We start from the raw sequence: 21,434 nt of genomic DNA on the forward strand, positions 1-21,434 counted from the left end.
TCCCTTTTCGTCAGCCCGTCACTCGCTCTGGCAGCGCGGGCACCACACGATCTTGCGCAGGTGCTGCACTGCGGTGCCCGGCGCCGTCGTGGTGCCGTCCGGCGCGGGGGCGGTGAGCAGAGCGTCGTCGATCTCTCCGCGACGCAGCACCGCGCCGCACCGGCGACACGGCTGACCGTCCCTGCCGTAGGCCCAGAACAGGGGGCGACCCTGCGGTGCCTGCCCCACGGTCGAGCGCATCGAACGGTCCTTGTTCAGGTGCAGCAGCTTGTGCGCGAGCGTCACGATCTCGCGCAGCTTGCCCTCGGGTAGGGAGCCCACGGTGACCCACGGATTGGTGCGCGACATGAACAGCACCTCCACGCGGTACACGTTGCCGATCCCCGCGAGGTTGCGCTGATCCATGAGCGCGGTGCCGATCGCCCGGTCCGGTTGCGCACCCAGCCGCTCGAGGGCCTTCTCCAGGTCCCAGTCCGGTCCGAGGATGTCCGGGCCCAGGTACCCCACGAGTTGCTCGTCCTCCAGGCGGGTAGGCACCAATCGGACGTCCTTGACGTCGAAACCCACGGCCTCGACGTCCTCGGTGCGCAGGATCGCGCGAATGGTGTGCGAGCCCTGCCCGATGGACACGTCCGCGCTGAGCCGGGTCCTCGCTTCTGCGCGTGAACGCACGCTGCCGCCCCGCCCGGCCTGCCCCCGCGGTCGGTAGGGACTCGCCCCGGGTCGGCTCGTGCGCATTCCGTTCCTTGCTCGTGACGACGACGCCGCTCGCCCGCTTCCGGCCGGAGCATCACCTTTGCTGCGTGCCGCTCGTGGTTCCCCGCCGGAGCCGGTTGTGGCGCCCCCCGCCGGTTCCCGGTCGAAGACTCGCCACGTGCCGTCCATCATGAGGTGGGAATGTAGGGTGAGGGGCTCGGCCCCGGATTTCAGCTCGGCCGCATCGGGGGCCTGGGAGAGTCGGATGAGGATGTGCTTCCCCCGCGGCACCACGGCCACGACCGTGCGCCCGGACACGTCCGATGTGGCGAGTGAGGGCACCCGGAAGTCCGAGCTCACGATCACGGACCCCTCCAGCGCCTCGCGCAGCATCTTGCACTGGCGGTAGACGGAATCACCTTCAGGCACCTGGGCCTCCTAGGTAGGGTGGGGTGTTCAGTGTCGAACGGGAGTGGGCTCGGCGGCAGTTCGCAGCTGTGGCGTCAGCGCCACCGTCGCAGCATTGCGGCGATATCAGGGAGATCGACTCGGCCACTCGCCGTGGCCTCCAGCAACCCCACATCGCGTAATGGGCCGACTCCGAGATCGTTGATCACCACGAGTAGGTCCTCGGTCGTGAGGTACCGCGTCACCGCCCGAGCCGGTCCAACACATCGGCATAGCGTGCACGTGCACGCGCCGACGCTTCGGTCACCTGCCGCTCGTGACCTCTCCGGGCCGCAACTTCGTGGATGGCTCGGATCGCGGCTTCCTGACGGCTGATGCCGTCCGCTTCGGCCAGGGCGGCGAGAGCGCGTTCGTCGTCCTCGGTCAGCCGCAAAGTCATCGCCATGCCCCTCAAGGTATCAAAGCGGTATCAGCCGGACCTGCCCCCGCCCACGGGAGCCCGCATCCGCACGCTGCGCGGGGTCTGGTAGAAGCCGCCCGCCAGCAGACCGTCCCGGACCGCGGTCACGAGGTCCTCGGAGGAGAGCACCGAGTCGCCGTTGACCTTCTCGACCACGAGCGAGTCCATGGCCCTGCGCTGCACGAGCCCGGCCACGGCCTCCGCCGCGAGGCGCAGCAGGGCCGGGTCTGACACGAACGCGAGCGCGGTCTTCCCGCCACGTTCCAGGTAGAGGATCAGCGCCCCGTCCACGAGTACCACCACGGCGCCGGCCTTGCGTCCCGGGCGGTGCTTGGTGCTGGATTCGAGAGCCACCGCTTCCGGCCAGTCCAGCGCGGCACCGTAGGGGTTGGCGGGGTCCGTGGCCGCGAGGGCGAGGACGCGGGGTTCGGCCTTGCGAGCGGCGTCGTCGTCCGTGAAACTGCGCAGCACGTCAACCGTCGTGGGTTGCGTGAACTGGGCGGCGCCGAGGCCCTCGATGAAGTACCCGCGCCGCGCGCGGCCCGCGTCCTCGAGGGCGCGCAGGACCTTGTAGACGGTGGAGAACCCGCCGGGGACGTCCTCCACCGCCACGGGACCGCGCGTGAGGATGCCGTAGCGGTCCAGCAACAGCTCCGCTTGGGCCTGCGCCCGCACGGTGGGGTTGAGCGGTTCGGGGCGCAGCACGGACCAGCGCCCGGCCGTGACACGGTCCTCACCGCCCCCCGCGGCGCGAACGACGCGAGCGCCGTCGCCGGACGCGGACGCCGCCGGATCCACACCGCCGGGGCCGCGGGACGCGGCCCGCAACCGCGCGGCGCCGCGCCGCCCGGCCGTACGGGAACGGCCCGGGCGCTTGGGCGTCTTGTGGGCGGAGTGCCCGCCCGAGACGAGTGCGCGCACCGGGGCGTAGGTGTCATTGGTGATGAGCCCCGCCCACAGCAGGTTCCACAGCGCAGTGCGCAGCTGGGCCATGTCCACGGACACGCCCGCCTCGGCGAGCGGCTGGATGAGCTGCCACGCGAAGTACGCCCCACCGGCCCGCAGCACGGCGAGCAGTTCACGTTCCAGCGTGGAGTCAAGGGCCTCGGCGGCGGCCTCGAGCTGCGGCACGGGCGGCAGGGACAGCTCCGCGGACTCGGCCAGGTGGAACGCGACCCACCCGTCCTCACCGCCCAGGGACCCCGCGCCCGAGAAGAGCACCTCGCCCGCGGCCATGAGCTCGTCCAGCATCGCGGGCCGGTAGTCCACCACGCGCTGCGCGAGCACGAGCGGTTCCCACGCGGACGCGGGCACGGGCACCCCGGCCAACTGGTCGATCACCGTGAGCACCCCGTCCAACCCGCGCAACTGGTGCCCCGGGACGGCGTGCTGCCACGCGGGCAGGAAGGTGGCGTATACCTGCGGGTCCACGGGTTCCACGTCCGCGCGCAGGGCGGCCAGGGAACGGCGGCGCAGGGTCCGCAGCACATCCACGTCGCACCATTCCGACTCCGACGCCGCGGGGTCCCCGCTCGGGCGGAACGCCCCCTCGCTCACGCGCCGCTGCTTGGCGAGCGAGCGCAGCGCGGTCTCGACCACGGCGGGCCCCAGGCTCAGGGCCTGCGCGGCCTCCGCCACGCTGAACGGACCGTGGGTGCGCGCGTACCGGGACACGAGGTCCCCCACGGGATCCGCGACCGGTTCCAGGAACGTCAGGGGCACACCCATGGGCAAGGGCTGGCCCAGGGCGTCCCGCATCCGCGCGGCGTCCTCCACCGCGCAGTAGACCTCGCGCCCGCCCACGCGCAGGACGATCGCCCGGTTCGTGGACACCAGGGCGTCCAGCAGCTCGCGGGCGGCGTCCGCGCTGATGGGTTGGTACTCGGGGGCCACGTCCTCGGCCGCGTCGACATCCTCGGTGTCGTCGGTTTCCGGGGCATCGGGGGTCTCCTGCGCGCTCTGCGCGGGGGGCGACGCCGTTGCGGTGCCTTCCGCGCGCAAGCGCACTGCGGCGTCGTCGGCCGTCATGGGACCGAGCAGGCGCAGGAGGTCCGCCGCGCCCTCCACGCCGCGCAACCGGCGGTCCGGCGCGAGGCGCTGCAACTGCAGGACCGTGGTCTCGATGACCTCGAGATCCAGCAGCTCGCGCAGCTCAGCGCGACCGAGCAGCTCGTTGAGCAGGGAGGGGTCCAGGGACAGGGCCGCGGCCTTGCGCTCGGCCAGGGGCGAATCGCCCTCATACAGGAACTGGGCCACGTACCCGAACAGCAGGGTGCGCGCGAAGGGGGAGGGGGTGTCCGTGGTGGTCTCGACCATGCGCAGTTTGCGCCCGGCCAGATCGCGCTGCAATTGCAGCAGCGCGGGGACGTCGTACACGTCCTGCAGGCATTCGCGCACGGTCTCGAGGATCACCGGGAACTGCGGGTACTTGCGGGCTACGTCCAGCAACTGGGCGGAGCGCTGACGCTGCTGCCACAGGGGCGTGCGCTTACCGGGATCCGCCCGCGGCAGCAGCAGGGCACGCGCGGCGTTCTCCCGGAACCGGGACGCGAACAGCGCCGAGCCGCCCACCTCCTCGGTCACGGTGCGCTCGAGCTCGTCCGGGTCGAAGAGGAACAGCTCCGCCCCGGGCGGTTCCTCGTCCGTGGCGGGGACGCGCAGCACGATGCCGTCGTCCGCGGCCTGGGAACTGGCATCCAGACCCCAGCGCTCGTCCAACCGGGCGCGCACCGCGAGCGCCCACGGGCCGTGCACGGGGGTGCCGAACGGGCTGTGCAACACCACGCGCCAGTCCCCGAGTTCGTCCCGGAACCGCTCGACCACGAGCGTGCGATCGTCCGGAACGTGTTCCGTGGCCTCCCGCTGTTCGGAGAGGTAGGCCATGAGGTTGTCCCGGGCCCATTCGTCCAAGCCGGAGGCGGCCAGGCGCTCGCGGGCCTCGGTGTCCTGGGCGCCGGCGAGTTCACGGGTGAACCGACCCGTGGCGCGGCCCAATTCCACGGGCCGGCCCAGACCGTCCCCGTGCCAGAACGGGAGCTTGCCGGGCACGCCCGGGGCCGGGGCCACGACCACCCGGTTGTGCGTGATCTCCTCGATGCGCCAACTCGAGGCACCCAGGGCGATGATGTCCCCCACGCGGGACTCGTAGACCATCTCCTCGTCCAGCTCACCCACGCGCTTGGGGGACTTGCTGTCCTGCTCGCCCACGAGGAACACGGGGAACAGACCGCGGTCCGGGATGGTGCCACCGCTCGTGACTGCGAGCCGCAGGGCACCGGGGCGGGCCTGCAGGGTCCCGGTCTCGCGGTCCCACACCAGCCGGGGCCGCAACTGGGCGAACTCGTCGGACGGGTACCGCCCGGCGAGCAGGTCCAGCACGGCGTCGTACGCGGAGCGCGGCAGCGAACGGAACGGGGCGCTGCGGCGCAGGGTGTCGTACCAGCTCTCCACGTCCACGTCCTCCGCGGCAACCGCCGAGACCGTCTGCTGGGCCAGGATGTCCAGGGGGTTGGTGGGCACGGACAGCGGTTCCAGGTGCCCCGCGAGCATCTGCTCAGCGATCACCGCCGCGTCCCGCACGTCCCCGCGGTGCTTGGGGTAGATCCGCCCGATCGAGACCTCGCCCACCTGGTGGCCCGCGCGGCCCACGCGCTGCAAACCGGACGCCGCCGAAGGCGGGGACTCGATCTGGATCACCAGGTCCACGTGGCCCATGTCGATCCCGAGCTCCAGGGAGGAGGTGGCCACCACGCACCGCAACCGCCCGGTCTTCAGGTCCTCCTCGATCAGACCGCGCTGGTCCTTGGACACCGAGCCGTGGTGGGCGCGCGCGAGCACTGGGGACGCGCCCTCGTGGCGGTTGTGCTGGCGGGGGATGTCCGCGGGGGCGGAGTCGCGGGCCCGAGAAGCGCTGACCGCGCCCTCGCTGCGCGCGGCGTCGTCGGCCTGCGCGGCGGCGCCGTCCAGGAGGTCGGAGAGCGCATCACCCAGCGCCACGGGATCGCCACCGTCCAAATCCGCGGGGCTCTCTTCCGCGGCGTTGGCGAGCCGGAACTCGTGGATCTCGTTGAGTCGCGCAGTGAGTTTCTCCGAGAGGCCACGCGAGTTCGCGAACACGATTGTGGAACGGTGCGCCTCCACGAGGTCCACGATCCGTTCCTCCACGTGGGGCCAGATGGACGCGGTGGCCTGGTAGTCGGACGCCTCCAGGTTGCCGTCCAGGTCCCCGGACGACGGCGACGCCGCCGCCCCGCCCAACACGGTCATGTCCGGGATGGGCACGGACACCGTGAGGTCCCAGTCCTTCTCGGACGGCGGGCGCACCACGTCCACGGGCTGGGAGCCGCCCAGGAACCCGGCCACGGTGTCCACGGGTTCCACGGTCGCGGAGAGCCCAATCCGTTGCGCGGGACGTTCCAGGAGGTCGTCGAGGCGTTCGAGGCTCACCGCCAGGTGCGCCCCGCGTTTGGTCCCGGCCACCGCGTGCACCTCGTCGATGATCACGGTGTTCACGTGGCGCAGGGTCTCCCGCGCCTTGGAGGTGAGCATGAGGTACAGCGATTCCGGGGTCGTGATGAGCACGTCCGGGGGATGCGCCAACAGGGCGCGGCGGATCGCCTGCGGGGTGTCACCTGAGCGCACACCCACCGAGATCTCCGGGGGCTCCCCGCCGGCGGCCTTGGCGGCCTGGGTGATCCCGATCAGCGGTGCGCGCAGGTTGCGTTCCACGTCCACGCCCAGGGCCTTGAGCGGGGAGATGTAGAGCACCGAGGTGCGGTCCTCCGCGTCGTCGGACCCGTCCGCCTTCTTGTTGGTCAGCAAGCGGTCGATCGACCACAGGAACGCCGCAAGCGTCTTACCGGAACCGGTGGGGGCCACCACGAGAGCGTGGCGGCCCGCCGAGATGGCTTCCCACGCGCCGCGCTGGGCCGCCGTGGGCCCGCTGAACGCGGCGTCGAACCACTGCGCGGTCGCGGGGGAGAAAAGGTTCAGGACGGGGTCAGGACCCAAAACCCTTGACCTGCAACTGGGAGACCTTGGGGTTGCCGCACGCCTGACCCGAGTAGGGCACCACGAGCGACTCGTAGCTGTCCGGCGGGTACACGCGTATGCCCGCGGCCTGGTGCGGGTTGCACACCTGACCGATCACACCGGGCTGGGTGATCCGCACCCCGGCGCTCGCGGACGCGCCGGGCTGTAGGGTCACGGTGCCCGCACCCGAGGCGTCCCGGGAGGCCGGCGCACCCACGGGAGCACCGTTCGCGTCCACGAAGGACACACCCGGGTAGCCGCTCAGGGTGCACGGTGCGGAGCCGTTGTTGGTGAGCGTGAGGGACGCAATGACCGAACCCGCCGCGCCCTGCTGCGGCGTGAGCGATCCGGAGAGCTGCCCGGCACTGCACGTGCCGCCGGCGCGCTGGGCATCCGCCTTCGCCTGGTCGAACGGGCTCGCAGTGGGCATGCCCAGCTCGGGAGCGGACGCGAGGCGATCGGGCTCGGCGGACGGCTGAGCCGACTCCGCGGCCTGCCCCTCCTGTCCACCGGACGCCGCGGCGTCTGTGGCTTCGGTGGCCTCGGCGCTCGCAGCCGGGCTCGCGGACCGGCTGGCCGACGGGCTCGGGGACATGGACGAGGCGCTCGGGGACGCCGTGGCGCTCGCGGAGACGGAGGCGCCAGCGGGTGCGGTGTTCTGCTCCTCGGACGAGGCGCCGTCCGAGGAACCGCAGGCCGAGAGGACCATGAGAGCGCTCAGCGCGGTGGCCGCGAGCAACGGACGGGTGGCGGTGTGGGTGCCCCGGGGGACGGGCAAGTGACTCCTCATGGCAACAGTGTGCTACTTTTCCGCGCGTAATGCGGCATACATCACCTGTGCCAGGTGGACTCCTTCCGCGTCGGTGCCCTGGGCGATCTGCGTGCGGCACGAGAAACCGTCCGCGAGCACGATCGAACCGGGCCCCGCGGCACGGATCGCGGGGAACAGGTTGCGTTCCCCGAGGGTCTGGGAGATCTCGTGGTGACCTGGTTCGAAGCCCCAGTTCCCGGCGAGACCGCAGCAGCCACCGCCCACCACGGCGGTGTCCACCCCGAGCTTCTCGAGCACGCGTAGTTCCGGCGTGAAGTCGCCCTGGGCCTTCTCGTGGCAGTGCACCTGGCACACCGCGGTGCCCGGTCCCGCGTGGGTCTCGAGCGTGTCGAACGGCCAGTCCCCGCCGTCCTCGGCGTGGCGCGCACTGAACTCACCGAGCGTCACCGTGAGGGCCCGGACCTTGTGGGCGCGCGGGTCATCTGGGAGCAGCTCGGTGATGTCGTGCCGGAGCATCACCGTGCAAGACGGTTCCAGCCCGATGATCGGGTAGCCAGCCTCGAGCAGCGGCTCCATCACGTCCAGGGTCTGCAGCAGGGTCCGGCGGGTCATGTCCAACTGCCCGGTGGAATGCCACGTGAGTCCGCAGCACACGTTTCCCATGGGCATGAGCACGCGGTAGCCCATGGCCTCTAGCACCGCCACGGCGGCCTTGCCGGGCCCGTCCGCGGAGAAGTTCGTGAACGTGTCCGGCCACAGCACCACGGACGGTTTCTCCGCCGACGACGCCGCGCGGCCGCCTCCGCGCGCCACCGCGCCCTGTGGGGTGCGGGTCTTGAACCACGACGTGAGCGGGGTGTCGTTGAAGCGGATCATCCGCCGCTTCGGTTCGATGCCGCCGAGCTTCTTGGTCAGTTCCTCGATGGGACGGAAGCGTTCCAGGAAGTTCACCGCGCGCAGCGAACCAGGGACCCTGGTCACGAGCTTCATGAGCCACGGCATCCACCCCATGGTCAGGTGCGCCATGGGCCGGCGGTCCTTGCCGACGAACGAGCCCAGGCCCTGGCGGAAGTGGTGGTGCAGGAACTCGGCCTTGTAGGTGGCCATGTCCACGTTCACGGGGCACTCCGTGGCGCACGCCTTGCACGAGAGGCACAGGTCCAGGGCCTCGTAGGTCTCCTTGGACTTCCACCCGTCCGTGATGTGCTCGCCGCGCAGCATCTCGGCGAGGGACCGCATGCGCCCGCGGGTCGAGTGCACCTCGTCGTGGGTCGCGTGGAAGGACGGGCACATGGCCCCCGAGTCCGAGCGGCATGCGCCCACGCCCACGCAGCGGTTGATGGCCTGGCCGAACGAGCCGTCGTCCGCGGAGAACGCGTGGACCGGGGTCAGCTCGAACGTGCGCGCGCCGGGACCCGGGCGGATGCCCCGGTCGAGGGGTTCGGGATCCACCACGACCCCGGGGTTGAAGAAATTGTCGGGATCGAAGATCCGTTTGAATCGGGCGAAGGCGCCGCGTGCCTCGTCGGAGTAGATGGTACTGAGCAGCTCCGAGCGGGCACGGCCGTCCCCGTGCTCCCCGGAGACCGAGCCGCCGTAGCGGTGCACGAGTTCCGCGGCCCGCTCGATGAACCGGCGGCAGTGGGCCACGCCCTCGTCCGTGTTGAAATCGAAGGAGATCCGAATGTGCACACAGCCCTCGCCGAAGTGGCCGAACGGGATACCGCGCAGGTCCATCTCGTCCAGCAGCGCGTAGAGGTCCTTGAGGTAGGCGCCCAGGTGCTGCGGGGGCACGGCGGAGTCCTCCCACCCGGGCCACGCCTCGCCGCCGTCCGGCAAGCGGGTCACGATCCCCGCACCGGCCTCGCGGATGCGCCACAGGGCGCGGGCTTCGGCGGGATCGCCCACGACCACGGAATCCACCACGGTCTCCTCGACGAGTCCCGGCAGCGCCCGGGCGGCCTCGAACGCGGCCTCCTGGGTGTCCGCGCCCACCTCGCAGTAGAGCCAGCCGCCGCCCTCGGGGAGCTCACGGCCCGCGTTCTCCTGACCGGGACGGGTGCGCAGGGCGTCCAGCAGGTCCGAGCCCATGCCCTCGATCGTGGTGACGCCCCGGATGCGGAACTTCGGGGCCGCGGTGGCCGCCGCGATCGCGTCCGTGAAACCCAGTACCGCGAGCGCTGTGAAGCGCGGCTTGGCCACGAGTTTCACGGTGAGCCGGGTGATGATCCCGCACGTGCCCTCGGTCCCGGCGAACGCCTTGGCCACGTCGAAACCGTTCTCGCTCAACAGGTAGTGCAGTCCGTACCCGGAGACCTGGCGGGGGAACTGGCCCAGTTCGGTGCGCAGCATGGCCAGGTGCCGGTCCCGCAACTGGGTGAGCTGGGAATCCAGTGCGGCGTCCGAGGTGCCGCCCGCGTCCAGGGTGACCTCGCGCCCGTCGGCGAGCATGACCGTGAGCGAGACGAGGTTCTGCGCACTCGTACCCCACGCGACCGAGTGGGAACCGCACGCGTTGTTGGCGACCATCCCGCCCACGGTGGCCCGCGAATGCGTGGAGGGGTCCGGTCCGTAGGTCAGGCCGAACTCGCTCGCGGCGTCCCGCAACTGATCGCAGATCACACCGGGTTCGATCGTGGCGGTGCGGGCGTGCGGATCGATCTCCAGGATGCGGTTGAAGTACCGGGAGGTGTCGATGACCAACCCGTCACCGATCGCGTTGCCCGCTACGGAGGTGCCACCACCGCGGGAGATCACAGGCCAGCCGTTCTCCCGGGCCGTGGCCAACAGCTCACGGATCTCCTCGACCGAGCGCGGTTCCGCGACCGCCGCCGGCAGCCGGCGATAGATCGAGGCGTCCGAGACGTAAGCGGCGCGTGTGGTGAGGTCATCCCGGAGAGCAGTCATGCTCCAACTTTCACCCACGCGGCGCCGCGTTACCAACTCGTGTCACCGGTCACGAGGCCGCCGGTGACGACACCGCCGGGCCGGGGCGGCGGTGTCGTGCTGCCACCGCGTCAGCGGCGGACGATCACCACTCGGGGGCGATCGTGATCTCCGCGCCCGCGAGGTCCTCGGACCACTCCACCTGGCACGTGAGCCGGGAGTTGTCGTGGCGGGTGTCGTCCAGCATCTCCAGGAGGTCTTCCTCCTCCTCGTTGGTCCCGCCCGTCTTCACGAACGTGTCCTGGTCCAGGTACGAGTGGCACGTGGAGCACGAGGCGTTGCCGCCGCACGTGGCGAGGATCGGGAACTTGTGGCGGGTGAGGCACTCCATGAGCGTCTCGTGGTCCTTCCACTCGACGCCCTCGGTGCGCTCGCCCTCGCGGTTGGTCACATTGATCAGGATGCTGCTCACGCGGCTGGACCTCCTGGGGTTCTACCCCGTCCGGATGTTGCGGATTACTGGGAACTAGCGGCCATTCTATGATCGGGCGTCAACTCCGGGGACATCGCGTGGCGAAGTGTGATGAGACCCGCACCCGCCCGGCCCCTGCTCAACCCCCGGTGGAGCCGGGCGGTTCCGGCCCGCCCAAGTCCTGGCGGGCCACCGGCTTCTCAGCTCGTCCGGCGCAGGGTCAGCGCCTGGGCCACCCGGCCGATCGGACCGTGCTCGTCGAACAGCTCCGAATGAGTCAGGCCCGCGCCGTCCCCGCCGAACTCCACCCGGGTGTCGAGTCCCACCCACGAGGACACCGGGGCGCGGAACATGTGGATGCTCAGGTCCACATTGGGGAACGCCCACGGTCCGATCTCCGCGCGCGGAGCGATCCCGTTGGCGGCGTCGACCGAGCTGATGAACCGGGCGGTGGGGGAGGACTCCTCGCCCTCGACCACCGACTTGGTGATCCGCAGCCAGCCCGCGCCGTTGCCGGGTCGGGGCCGCCGGGCGATACGTGCCTCGACGGAGCTGATGAACCCGCCGCCCCACGCCTCGGACATATTGACCGGCTCGCACTGCTCCACGGGGGTCAGCGGCTCGATCTCCCCGCCGGCCACGTCCTGGGTGTCCGAGGTCTTCAGCCGCCACAGGCTCAACCGGATGCAGTCCCGCCCGCCGGCGCTCATGGTCGCCTCGACCAACTCGATGGTCCTGCCCGGGCGCAGCACGCGCGTGTGCACCTCGATCTCACCACCGGGGATGACCCCCAGAATGTCGAAGGAGAAACGCACCGGCAGCACGTCCTCGCGCGGGTGGTTGCGTTCGATCTCGTGTACCAGCAGGCCGGACGACGCCGCCATGTGCTGTTCCAGGGGGCTCCACGCTCCCTGCGTGTACACCGTGGTGCGGAAACCGTGATCGCTCGTGCGCACGTAGTGGGCGTCCGGGACGTCCTCGCCGTTGGAGCCCAGGTGCCCGGGGGCTTCTTCGGTACTCATGCGTGCTCCTGCCTGTCCTGACCGCGGGCGGGGCCGCGTCCGGTTCCTGGAACATGGCCGCCCGCGATGCGAGTGTGTGCCGGAATACACCCTAGGGGAGCGTCGCGGGAACACCTATCGGACTCGCGACGCGTGGCGGGCAGGACGAGTTGCCCGCCCACCCGCGGGCTCACGACCCGCGCACCCGCCCGGCAACCGCCCGCCCGGCCCTCCCCGCGGGTGGCTGCTCCAGTGGAGTAAAAGCAGAATCCGGGCACCCCGAGCTGCTTCTACTCCACTGGGAATTCGGAGCCGGTAGATGCGAGCGCCGGGGCCGCGAGCGGCGGCGTCGTCAGGGCAGCGCGAGCCGGCACACCTTGCGCCACGCCTGGAAGACCTGCCGGGGCAGGGGGCCGGAGGTGTAGCGGATGCCGTACTTACGGCAGATCTCCCGCACGCGGGGTGCGATGCGCGCCAGGTGGTTGGACGGCATGTCCGGAAAGAGGTGGTGTTCGATCTGGAAGGAGAGGTGCCCGCTCATGAAGTGCATGAGGCGTGAACCGTCGATGTTCGCCGAGCCCATGGCCTGGCGGCGGTACCAGTGCCCCCGAGTCTCGTCGCGCACGTCCTCCTCCGTGAAGGTCTCCGCGCCGTCCGGGAAGTGGCCGCAGAAGATGACCGTGTGCGCCCAGACGTTGCGGATCACGTTCGCCGCCAGGAACCCCTTAAGCGACGCCTTCCCCGAACCCGTGAGGGACGCCAGCAGCGGAGAGAACACGAAGTCCTTGGCGGACTGGCGGCCCAGCTTCTTCATCACGCGCTTGAAGTCCTCGAACGTGGCCCGCCCGGACTTCTTGCCGGCCAGGAACTGGTCCAGTTCGATGTCGTAGATCGCGATGCCCCACTCGAATGCCGGTGCCAGGCCCAGGTTGATCACCGGGTTCAGCAGGTTCACGGGCTTCCATGGCTGATCGGGGTCCATGCGCAGCACGTTGTACCCCACGTCCCGATCCTTGCCGAGCACGTTGGTCCACGTGTGGTGCGTCTCGTTGTGGGTGCGCTGCCAGCCCGCCGACGGCGCCACGAAGTCCCACTCCCACGTGGTCGAGTGGATCTCCTTGTCGTTCATCCAGTCCCACTGCCCGTGGAGCACGTTGTGGCCGATCTCCATGGTATTCAGGATCTTGCCCACACTCAGGCACCCCACACCGGCCCACCACAGGGGTGTGTGACGGGAGAAGAGCAGACAGGCCCGCCCCGTCATCTCCAGGCTGCGCTGCAGTACCACCACGCGGCGGATGTACTGGGCGTCGGACTGGCCGCGGCGGGAGAAGACCTCGTCCCGCACGGCGTCGAAATCGGCCGCGAGTTCCGCGAGCTCGGCCTCCGTGAGGCGCAGCGGATCGCGGCGTGGGGAGCGGGTCGGGTCACGCACGTCTGGACGGGACCGGGTTCACGGTGCAGCTCACCGGTGCGGATGTTGGTCACGGCCCCGTCCGTCAAGGGAACCAGACAACTGTGGCAGATGCCCATACGGCATCCGTGGGGCAGCTGGTGTTGCGCGCGTTCGGCGGCCTCCAGGACGGTTTCGTCCAGGCCCACCCCCAGGGTCATCTCGGAACGGGTGAACCAAACTTCCCCGCGTTGGCCGCCGCTGAACTGCCTGGTGACATCGAAGCGTTCCACCACGGGGGGCCGCCGTGGCTGCGCGAGAGGTCCTCCACGGCGCTGACGAACGAGTCCGGGCCGCTCGCGTACGTCACCCGGTCCGCGTGATCGGGACACAGCTCGGCCAGGGCATCGGCGTCGGAGGCGTCGAGGCAGCCGCGTTCCTCGGTGAACCAGAAGACTGGCCGCAGACCCGGGAACTGGTCCGCGAGTTCCAGGATCTCGTCGTGGAAGATGCACGACTCCCGGTTCCGGGACACGTAGACCAGCACGACGTCGTGGTCCGGCCTGCGCGGCATGAGGGTCCGCAGCATGGACATCACCGGGGTGATCCCGGAACCGGCCACCATGAACAGCAATTCTGTGGGGGTGTCCGGGAGCAGGAACTGTCCTTCGGGGCGTTCCAGGTAGAGCACGTTGCCCGGGGCGGCGCGCTCAACGATGTGTTCGGACACCAGGCCCTGCGCTTTGACGGTGATCGACGGGTCACCGTGTTCGGGGGCGCTGATGGAGTACGGACGCCAGATCCGCTTCCCGTCCACTTCCACGCCGATCCGCGCCCACTGCCCCGCCCGGTGCGGGATCCACCCCTCACCCGCGGTGAAGAACAGGGTCACGGTGTCGGGGGGGTCTCGCGCCGCACGTGCGTGATGTGGCCTCGTGTGTAATGTGCGCTCGTCAGGGAGCCGAAGACCTGCGCGAAGGACCGCGGGTCCTGGGGGTAGCTCAGAATTCCAGCGGCTGCACGAAAGAATCCCTTGATCCGGGGGTGGCCCATACCCCAGTTCTACCTATTAGTAAGTAAACGTGCAGTATGCGTCCAGCATGTGGGCGCCCCCTGCACCCCTCTGCTTTTACTGAGTAGAAGCAGCATCCGAGCACCCCGAGCTGCTTTTGCTCCACTAAATATTCGAGGAGGGCGGATGTGGCGCGGAGCCGACGTGATCTGGACAACACCCCCGCACTTAGGCACTGTGGCTACTACGCGCGCGGGCCCGGGGAGCGCCGTCGTCCCCGGATCCGCGCCGACTCCGAGGACCCGACCATGAGGGGAACCCCGCCATGACCGATCCCGCACCGCATACACCGCCATCCACCGAGGACGAACCGCAGGGCGAGGCCCGCGCCGACACCGTGGGGGCTCTGCTGCAACGGGCCGTGTCGCGCAACGGCGGTGCCACCGCGTTGCTCTTCCAGGACCGGTGCTGGTCGTACCGGGAGCTGGGGGACGCGGTCCGGCGGGTCGCCCGCCGTCTGGCCGATGCGGGCCTGACCCCGGGGACGCGCGTCGCGGCGTTCGGCGTGAACTCGGACGTCTACGCGATCCTGTACCTCGCGTGCGCCCAAGCGGGGCTCGTGCACGTCCCCGTCAACTTCGCGCTGAAAGGGGACGAGCTCGCGTACGTTCTCGAGGACTCCGGGGCCACCACGGTGATTGCCGATCCCGAACTGTTGCCGCTCGTGGCGCAGGTCCGGGACTCCGGGAGAGCACGCGCCGTCGAACGCGTCCTGCCCATGCTGCCCGGCGGCGAGGACGACGACACCTCGCTTCAGGAGACCGCACTCGATCCCCGGGCCGACGACGCTACCGTCCGGGTGACGGTGCGCGGCCACGATCTGTTGCAGCTGCTTTACACCTCCGGCACCACGTCCGCGCCCAAGGGCGCCATGATGACGCACGCCGCTCTGTTGGCCGAGTACATGTCCGCGATCATCGCGCTGGACCTGACCGCGGAGGACCGTCCGCTCGTGGCCATGCCGCTCTACCACTCGGCGGGCATGCACGTGTTCCTGCTGCCCTACCTCGCTCTGGGGGCGGCGGTGCGATTGACCCGGAAACCGGATATCGCCGAGATCCTGCGGCTGGTCGAGGAGGAGCACGTGGGTTCGCTGTTCCTGGCGCCCACCGTATGGGTGCCGCTGAGCAATCACCCCGACCTCGAGACTCGGGACCTGTCGTCGTTGCGCAAGGCGCAGTACGGCGCGTCCATCATGCCCGTCACGGTGCTGCAACGGTTGCGCTCCCGCTATCCGGGCATCGGGTTCTACAACTGCTTCGGGCAGTCGGAACTCGGGCCCCTGTGCACCGTCCTGACACCCGCCGAGCACGACGCCCGTCCGGCGTCGTGTGGGCGTCCCGTGTTCAACGTGGAGGCGCGGGTGGTCACGTCCGAGGGCCGGGTCGCTCAACCCGGGGAGCCAGGGGAGATCCAGTACCGCTCCCCGCAGCTGCTGACCGGCTACTGGAACAAGCCAGAGGCCACGGCGGACGCGTTCGTGAACGGCTGGTTCCGTTCCGGGGACCAGGTGGTGCAGGACGAACAGGGGTACATTCAGGTGGTGGACCGGATCAAGGACGTGATCAACACCGGGGGTGTCCTGGTGGCTCCTCGCGAGATCGAGGACTGCATCTACGAGCTGCCCGACGTCGCCGAGGTCGCGGTGGTGGGGCTCCCGGACGAACGGTGGATCGAGGCCGTCACGGCGGTGATCGTCCCCAAGGAGGGATCGGAGCTCACCGCGGAGTCGGTGCGCTCCCATGTGAAGGCCCGCCTGGCCGATTACAAGGTGCCCAAGCGTGTGGACTTCGTCGCGGAGCTGCCCCGCAACCAGTCCGGCAAGTTGCTCAAGCGCGAACTGCGGGCGGAACGGACGAACCCGGTATGAGGCAGGAGGACACCGTGGAACACCCCGATGCCGTCCGGGTGGAGCACAGAGCCGGCGTGGTGCGGATCGTGTGGGACCGCGCGGCCACCGGCAACGCCGTGGACCTGGGCCTCGCGCGCGAGACACTGTCCGCCCTGCGACGGGCGGAAGCCGATCCCACCGTCCACGTGCTGACCCTCACGGGTTCGGGGCGGTTCTTCAGCGCGGGCGGTGACGTCAAGGGCATGGCCGGTCGTCCGGCCACCGAGCGTCCCGGGTTCCTGCGGGAACTCGCTTCCGCGGCCCGGGATCTGGCCCTGGCCATGGTGCGCTCGCGGCTGCTCATCATCGCCGGGGTCAATGGCACGGCGGCCGGGGCCGGACTGGGGGTGATCCTCAACTCCGACTGGGCGCTCATCCGGGAGGACGCCACCGTGCTCGCCGCCTACGCCGCGATCGGCCTGACGCCGGACACAGGTGTGTCCTATCTGCTGCCCCGCGCAGTGGGTCATCAACGTTCGGTGGAACTGGCCCTCGGGGGTCGCCGGCTCACCGGGACGGAAGCGGTCGAGTGGGGGATTGCTGCTGAATCCGTTTCGGCGGAGGAGTTCGCCGAGCGATTGACGGAGGTGGAGGACCGTTTCGTCGCGGGAACCGCCGGTTCCTACGGGTCCACGAAGCGCTTGCTGCGCCGCGGCGTCGTCGCGGAGTACGAGACCCACCTGGCGGAGGAGATCAGCGTGATCGCCGAGCGCTCCGGGACTCCGGAGTCCGTGGCCCTCGTGGACGGCTTCGCGGGCCGGGGGTGAACCGGCTCCGGTCATGAACGAGGCCCCTACTTCCCCGGAAATTCGGGGAGGCAGGGGCCTCGAAATTTGGCGGTGACGGTGGGATTTGAACCCACGTTGGCTTTGACACCAAACATCATTTCGAGTGATGCACCTTCGGCCGCTCGGACACGTCACCAACTCCCAGCACTTTACAGCCCGGGGCGCAACCCCTCCAAACCAGGGCTGGGCGCGGCCCGGCTCAGGGGTTGCGGTGGCCCCGGAAGAACTCGTGCAGCAAGGCGGCGCACTCGGCCTCGCGAACCCCGCCCGTGACCTCCACCCAGTGGTTCAGGCGCGGATCACGCACGATGTCGAACACCGATCCACACGCCCCCGCCTTGGGGTCCCATGCCCCGAACACCACGGTGGGCACCCGAGCCAGCACGATCGCCCCGGCGCACATGGCGCACGGTTCGAGCGTCACCACCAGGGTGCAGCCTTCCAGCCGCCAGGACCCCAGCGCGCGGGAAGCCTTTCGCAGGGCCAGGACCTCGGCGTGGGCGGTGGGATCGCCGTCGGCCTCGCGGCGGTTGTACCCGCGCCCGATGACCCGGCCGTCCGGGTCCAGGACGACGGCGCCGATCGGCACGTCCCCCGTGCCTTCCGTGGCGCGGGCCTCTGACAGAGCCAGGTCCATCCAGCCCGAGAGCTGGATGGACCTGGCGGTGTGCGGTAATGCCACGCTGTGTCAGCGCTGGACGCGGTTCTGGTTGAACCACGCGGAGGTAGGGGCGCGGAACGCGGTCACGATCCACAGGATGTCCACCACGACCTTCACGATCATCAGGATGGCCATGATGATGTTCCACGGCGCGGGGTAGATGAAGACACCGAACAGGCCGAAGATTCCGCTCAGGATGGCGATGGCCGCGAGGACGGTGCCCAGGATGCGAGCCCAGTTCTTGCCCTTCTTCAGGCCGTTGTAGACCAGGAAGTACAGCGCGAGTCCGATGATCAGGCTGATGATGCTGGCGACGGGACCGGTGGTCATGGCCATCTGGCTCGCGCTCTGATCGGCCATTTCCGTGCTCAGGCCCATGTCGCGGTACATCTGGGTGTAGTCCACGCTGCTCGCCGCGATCAGGCCGATGATGCCGTTGAGGACGTAGAGCCCCAGGGACGCCAGGGTCAGCTTGAGCAGCTTGTCCACCGTGGAGGGGCGGTCCATGGTGCCGGTGTACTGGTTGGGGTTGTACTCCGAGGTGCCGTACTTGCCGCCGGTCATGCCGTACTGCTGCCCCTGGGGCGAGCCGTTGACGGCGCCCTGCCCGAGGGGCTGGGGCGGCACGGGCTGGGTCGCGCCCGGGTCACCGTACGGAGGGTTGTGCGGGTTGTTGTTGGGGGTGTCGTTGCTCATGAGGACTGTCCTTCCTGTGCATCGTGCGAGTGATACTGCGTGAGTGTTGGGGGATTACTCGTATCGAAGGGCATTGATGGGATCCTGCCGGGCCGCCCGCATGGCGGGGATGGTCCCGGCGAGGAACGCGATGAACATCACCGCGAGGATGATGATCACGATCTTGAGCGGGTCGAACAAGAACAGACTCAGCCCGGGCAGCGAGGAAAGCAACCCGTTGGAGAGGACCCCGCTGAGGATGCTGCCGGTGGCCACGCCCACAGCGGCTCCGATCGCGGAGCCCAGGAAACCGATGAAGATGGCCTCGAGGGAGAACAGGCCGAAGACCTTGCCCCCGCTCATCCCCATGGCCTTCATGAGCCCGATCTCGCGGGTGCGTTCCTGGACGGACATGAGCAGCGTGTTCACGATGCCGAATCCGGCCGCGAGCAGCGCGATGATCGCGAAGGAGTTGAGGATCCACACGATCCCGTTGATCACGGCCCGGAACATCCCGAGCTGGTCCTCGACCGTCACGCCCAGCATGTCGTCGTCCGCGAGCTGGGACTTGATGGGGCCCACCTCGGTGTTGTCGCTCAGGTTGGCCGTGGCTGTGAAGTACGTGTTGGGCATCTTCCGGGGTGAGCCCGAGGTCTGGTACTCGTACAGCTTCTTGTTCAGCTCCGACGAGGGAATGGGGCTGGTGGACGCGCCCGCGAGGGAGGCCTGGCTGATGCCGGAGACCCGGACGTCGAAGGCTCGGGTCTCGCCGGCGGCGTTGCGCATGGCGATCGTCACGGTTTTGCCCACGGCGTCCTCGTTGGAGTCGAAGCCCAGGGGCGCCACCCAGGAGGCGGGCAGCAGGATCTCGTCCGCGGACCGGTCCGGGGTCTCACCGGCCTCCAGCTGCAGCCCTTCCGCTTCCGCCGGGGAACCCAGGCTCAGCTGGAACTTCTTGCCGTCGGGGGCCTCCAGGTAGGTGGGCGTGACCATGTACATGGGGTCCACGGACTCCACGCCGTCGATATCCCTGATCTTGTCGATGTCGGCGTCCGTGAGCCCTTCGACCGAACCGAACCCCGTCTGCACATTGGCCTGCTCGGGGTCGTACTCGGTGGGCCCGTCCTCCTGGCCGGAGCCGGGGGTGGAGCGCTCGGACACCTTCTGGACGTACAGGGCGTTCTGGTTACCGAACGCGGCCACGGTCTTGTCGATGTAGTCGTTGACGCCGGTGCCAATGCCCGAGGTCAGCGTGAGCGTGAAGGAACCGATGAAGATGGCAATCACGGTCAGGATGGTGCGGGCCTTGGACCGGAACGTGTTGGCGATCGCCGTGCGCAGCAGATCGAGGAATTTCACGCGGTGGCTCCTGGCTGGTCGGTCGGGCGGTGTGGGGTGTTGGTGGCCCAAGGGGCGGCGTGCTTGCCCGGCCGCACGGGTTCCTGGGCGGCGCGGGTGAGCTCGGCGGCGTCGGCCTCGCTGAGGGTGATCATCTCGCCGGTCGTGGGCTCGGTGATCCGGACGGTCCCGGTGGCGTCGTCGGCGCCTGCCGGGTGCGCGGCGCGGCGCGGCTGCCGATCGACGACGTCGTTCGTGGCCGCCTCCGGGGTCGGTACGATCTGCCCGTCCACGAGGTAGATCTGCCGGGAGCACTGCTGCGCGAGGTCCAGATCGTGGGTCACGACCACCAGGGTGATGCCCTTGTCCCGGTTGAGCCCGAAGAGGATGTCCTCCACAACCCGGGACGTTGCCGAGTCCAGGTTCCCGGTGGGCTCGTCCGCGAAGATCACGGAGGGTTCGTTGATCAGGGCTCGCGCGATCACCACGCGCTGTTTCTGACCACCCGAAAGATCGGTGGCCTTGTTCTCGGCCTTGCCCGCCATGTCCAGTTGGTCGAGGACTTCCATGCCGCGGCGTTTGCGCTCACCGGCCGGAACACCCGCGATCTTAAGGGGGAGCGTGACGTTTTCCAACACGCTCTGATTAGGGGTCAGGAAGAACTGCTGGAACACGAAACCGAACGCGGAATTGCGCAGTTCGTTGATTTCTTTGGCATTCAGATCCCCGGTGGGCTTGCCCTCCAGGGCCACGACGCCGTGCGTGGGGGCGTCCAGCAACGCCAGCAGGTGCATGAGAGTGGATTTGCCCGAACCGGATTTTCCCACCACCGCAACGGACTCGCCTTTGCCGATCTCCAGGTTGATGCCCTTGAGGGCGTCGAAGCGGGTTTCTCCTCTACCGTAGATCTTGACCAAATTCTCCGTTTCGAGAACCGGAGCCGTCATATTCAGGTGTCCCTTCCGAGGATTGCCGTGTGCAGAACCATGTCGAGTCTCCCGTATGACCCTATGGCACGTCCTCGTCCCTTCGGCTGATCTTCCCCGGCGTGTGATGAATCTGTGACGTCCGCGGGCCCTGCGGCGGCTGCTAGATTCTGAGGTATGCGAGTCACTGTCTTGGATCACCCCCTGGTCGCCCACAAACTGAGTGTGCTGCGCGACGAGGACACCTCCTCCCCGGTGTTCCGGTTGTTGGTGGAGGAACTGGTCACCCTGCTGGCGTACGAGGCGACCCGGGACGTGCGCGTGGAGCCGGTCACGGTACGGACCCCGGTGGCCGAGACCCAGGGGATCGCGCTCGCGTACCCGCGGCCGCTCGTGGTGCCCATCCTGCGCGCGGGGCTGGGCATGCTCGAGGGGATGACCCGGTTGATCCCCACCGCGGAGGTCGGGTTCCTGGGGATGGCGCGTGACGACACCACGCTGGACATCATCACGTACGCCGAACGGCTGCCGGACGATCTCACGGGCCGTCAGGTGTACGTGCTCGATCCCATGCTCGCCACGGGTGGCACGCTGAGCGAGGCCATCAAGTTCCTCTACCGCCGCGGTGCCGAACAGATCACGTGCGTGTGCTTGCTGGCGGCGCCCGAGGGCCTCGACCGGTTGACCCGGGAACTGGACGACAGCGAGGTCAATGTGGTGCTGGCGTCCGTGGACGAACGACTGGACGAGAACGCGTACATCGTTCCCGGCCTCGGGGATGCGGGCGACCGCCTGTACGGCGTCGCGCACTGAGGCCCCGCTCGTCGGCTCTCGGAAAGCATCTCGAGCGGGGAAGTAGCCCCTCATCTCGGCGAGAATGCAATCCATTTCGCCATGGGATCGCGTGAATCAAGAGCAGGTCTCACTATGTGAGAAAAAAACCCATATATTACTTGCCAATCCA

At 69.2% G+C, this 21,434-nt stretch carries 16 protein-coding genes, 1 tRNA gene and 1 pseudogene; 3 read left to right on the forward strand and 15 right to left on the reverse strand.

Translation table 11 applies throughout. The annotated features are described in order from the left end of the window. Window positions 1-18: 18 nt before the first annotated feature. The 10 genes and pseudogenes from RF650_RS04400 to RF650_RS04445 all read right to left on the reverse strand — a co-directional run bounded on the left by RF650_RS04400 (window position 19) and on the right by RF650_RS04445 (window position 14,011). Entirely contained in the window at window positions 19-1,125 is a 1,107-nt protein-coding gene (locus tag RF650_RS04400; RefSeq protein WP_368814173.1) for a DNA-formamidopyrimidine glycosylase family protein, read from the reverse strand. Between the two features lie 220 nt (window positions 1,126-1,345). Beyond that, window positions 1,346-1,549, reverse strand: coding sequence for a CopG family transcriptional regulator (locus RF650_RS04405; RefSeq protein ID WP_239317712.1), 204 nt, complete (start codon window positions 1,547-1,549; stop codon window positions 1,346-1,348). 24 nt (window positions 1,550-1,573) lie between these two features. After that, a complete protein-coding gene (locus RF650_RS04410; protein WP_368814174.1) occupies window positions 1,574-6,574 on the reverse strand; it encodes a DEAD/DEAH box helicase in 5,001 nt (1,666 codons plus the stop codon). Further along, complete coding sequence (locus tag RF650_RS04415) at window positions 6,564-7,385, reverse strand: DUF4232 domain-containing protein (RefSeq protein WP_368814175.1); 822 nt, start codon at window positions 7,383-7,385, stop codon at window positions 6,564-6,566. The genes RF650_RS04410 and RF650_RS04415 overlap by 11 nt, the downstream gene beginning before the upstream one ends. A gap of 12 nt (window positions 7,386-7,397) precedes the next feature. Further along, window positions 7,398-10,274: an FAD-binding and (Fe-S)-binding domain-containing protein gene (locus RF650_RS04420; protein ID WP_368814176.1), complete on the reverse strand. Its 2,877-nt coding sequence runs from the start codon at window positions 10,272-10,274 to the stop codon at window positions 7,398-7,400. Between the two features lie 124 nt (window positions 10,275-10,398). After that, window positions 10,399-10,725: a 2Fe-2S iron-sulfur cluster-binding protein gene (locus RF650_RS04425; protein WP_064845186.1), complete on the reverse strand. Its 327-nt coding sequence runs from the start codon at window positions 10,723-10,725 to the stop codon at window positions 10,399-10,401. Window positions 10,726-10,925: 200 nt separating this feature from the next. Continuing rightward, window positions 10,926-11,747, reverse strand: a complete 822-nt coding sequence (locus RF650_RS04430) for a thioesterase family protein (RefSeq protein WP_368814177.1) — start codon at window positions 11,745-11,747, stop codon at window positions 10,926-10,928. A gap of 331 nt (window positions 11,748-12,078) precedes the next feature. Next, window positions 12,079-13,161 (reverse strand): fatty acid desaturase, encoded by a 1,083-nt coding sequence (locus tag RF650_RS04435; RefSeq protein WP_368814178.1) that lies wholly within the window; start codon window positions 13,159-13,161, stop codon window positions 12,079-12,081. A 44-nt stretch (window positions 13,162-13,205) separates the two neighbouring features. Next, window positions 13,206-13,340, reverse strand: a pseudogene (locus RF650_RS04440) (2Fe-2S iron-sulfur cluster-binding protein); the annotation flags it as partial. After that, window positions 13,337-14,011, reverse strand: coding sequence for an FAD-binding oxidoreductase (locus RF650_RS04445; RefSeq protein ID WP_368814179.1), 675 nt, complete (start codon window positions 14,009-14,011; stop codon window positions 13,337-13,339). The gene RF650_RS04445 and the pseudogene RF650_RS04440, both read right to left, overlap by 4 nt. A 445-nt stretch (window positions 14,012-14,456) precedes the next feature. Between RF650_RS04445 and RF650_RS04450 the strand changes: the two genes are divergently transcribed. Then, window positions 14,457-16,061 (forward strand): fatty acyl-CoA synthetase, encoded by a 1,605-nt coding sequence (locus tag RF650_RS04450; RefSeq protein ID WP_368814180.1) that lies wholly within the window; start codon window positions 14,457-14,459, stop codon window positions 16,059-16,061. 14 nt (window positions 16,062-16,075) lie between these two features. Beyond that, the gene (locus RF650_RS04455) at window positions 16,076-16,849 is read left to right on the forward strand and encodes an enoyl-CoA hydratase/isomerase family protein (RefSeq protein WP_368814182.1); all 774 of its coding nucleotides are present in this window, start codon (window positions 16,076-16,078) and stop codon (window positions 16,847-16,849) included. 67 nt (window positions 16,850-16,916) lie between these two features. On the opposite strand, the gene RF650_RS04460 is transcribed toward RF650_RS04455, so the two are convergent. The 5 genes from RF650_RS04460 to RF650_RS04480 form a co-directional block, all read right to left on the reverse strand. Next, window positions 16,917-17,006: transfer RNA gene (locus RF650_RS04460), tRNA-Ser, on the reverse strand. A gap of 63 nt (window positions 17,007-17,069) precedes the next feature. Next, a complete protein-coding gene (tadA, locus tag RF650_RS04465; protein ID WP_064845140.1) occupies window positions 17,070-17,507 on the reverse strand; it encodes a tRNA adenosine(34) deaminase TadA in 438 nt (145 codons plus the stop codon). 51 nt (window positions 17,508-17,558) lie between these two features. Continuing rightward, on the reverse strand, window positions 17,559-18,227 hold the full coding sequence (locus tag RF650_RS04470; RefSeq protein ID WP_064845139.1) for a hypothetical protein: 669 nt from the start codon (window positions 18,225-18,227) through the stop codon (window positions 17,559-17,561). Between the two features lie 54 nt (window positions 18,228-18,281). Beyond that, window positions 18,282-19,565: an ABC transporter permease gene (locus tag RF650_RS04475; protein WP_368814183.1), complete on the reverse strand. Its 1,284-nt coding sequence runs from the start codon at window positions 19,563-19,565 to the stop codon at window positions 18,282-18,284. Then, window positions 19,562-20,491: an ABC transporter ATP-binding protein gene (locus RF650_RS04480; protein ID WP_239317752.1), complete on the reverse strand. Its 930-nt coding sequence runs from the start codon at window positions 20,489-20,491 to the stop codon at window positions 19,562-19,564. Before RF650_RS04480 ends, RF650_RS04475 begins: the two co-directional genes overlap by 4 nt. A gap of 156 nt (window positions 20,492-20,647) precedes the next feature. On the opposite strand from RF650_RS04480, the gene upp reads away from it, so the two are divergent. Then, window positions 20,648-21,283, forward strand: coding sequence for a uracil phosphoribosyltransferase (gene upp, locus RF650_RS04485; RefSeq protein WP_368814184.1), 636 nt, complete (start codon window positions 20,648-20,650; stop codon window positions 21,281-21,283). Window positions 21,284-21,434 lie beyond the last annotated feature (151 nt).

The organism is Kocuria sp. CPCC 205297 (assembly GCF_040981035.1).
GTDB classification, from domain to species: domain Bacteria; phylum Actinomycetota; class Actinomycetes; order Actinomycetales; family Micrococcaceae; genus Kocuria; species Kocuria marina.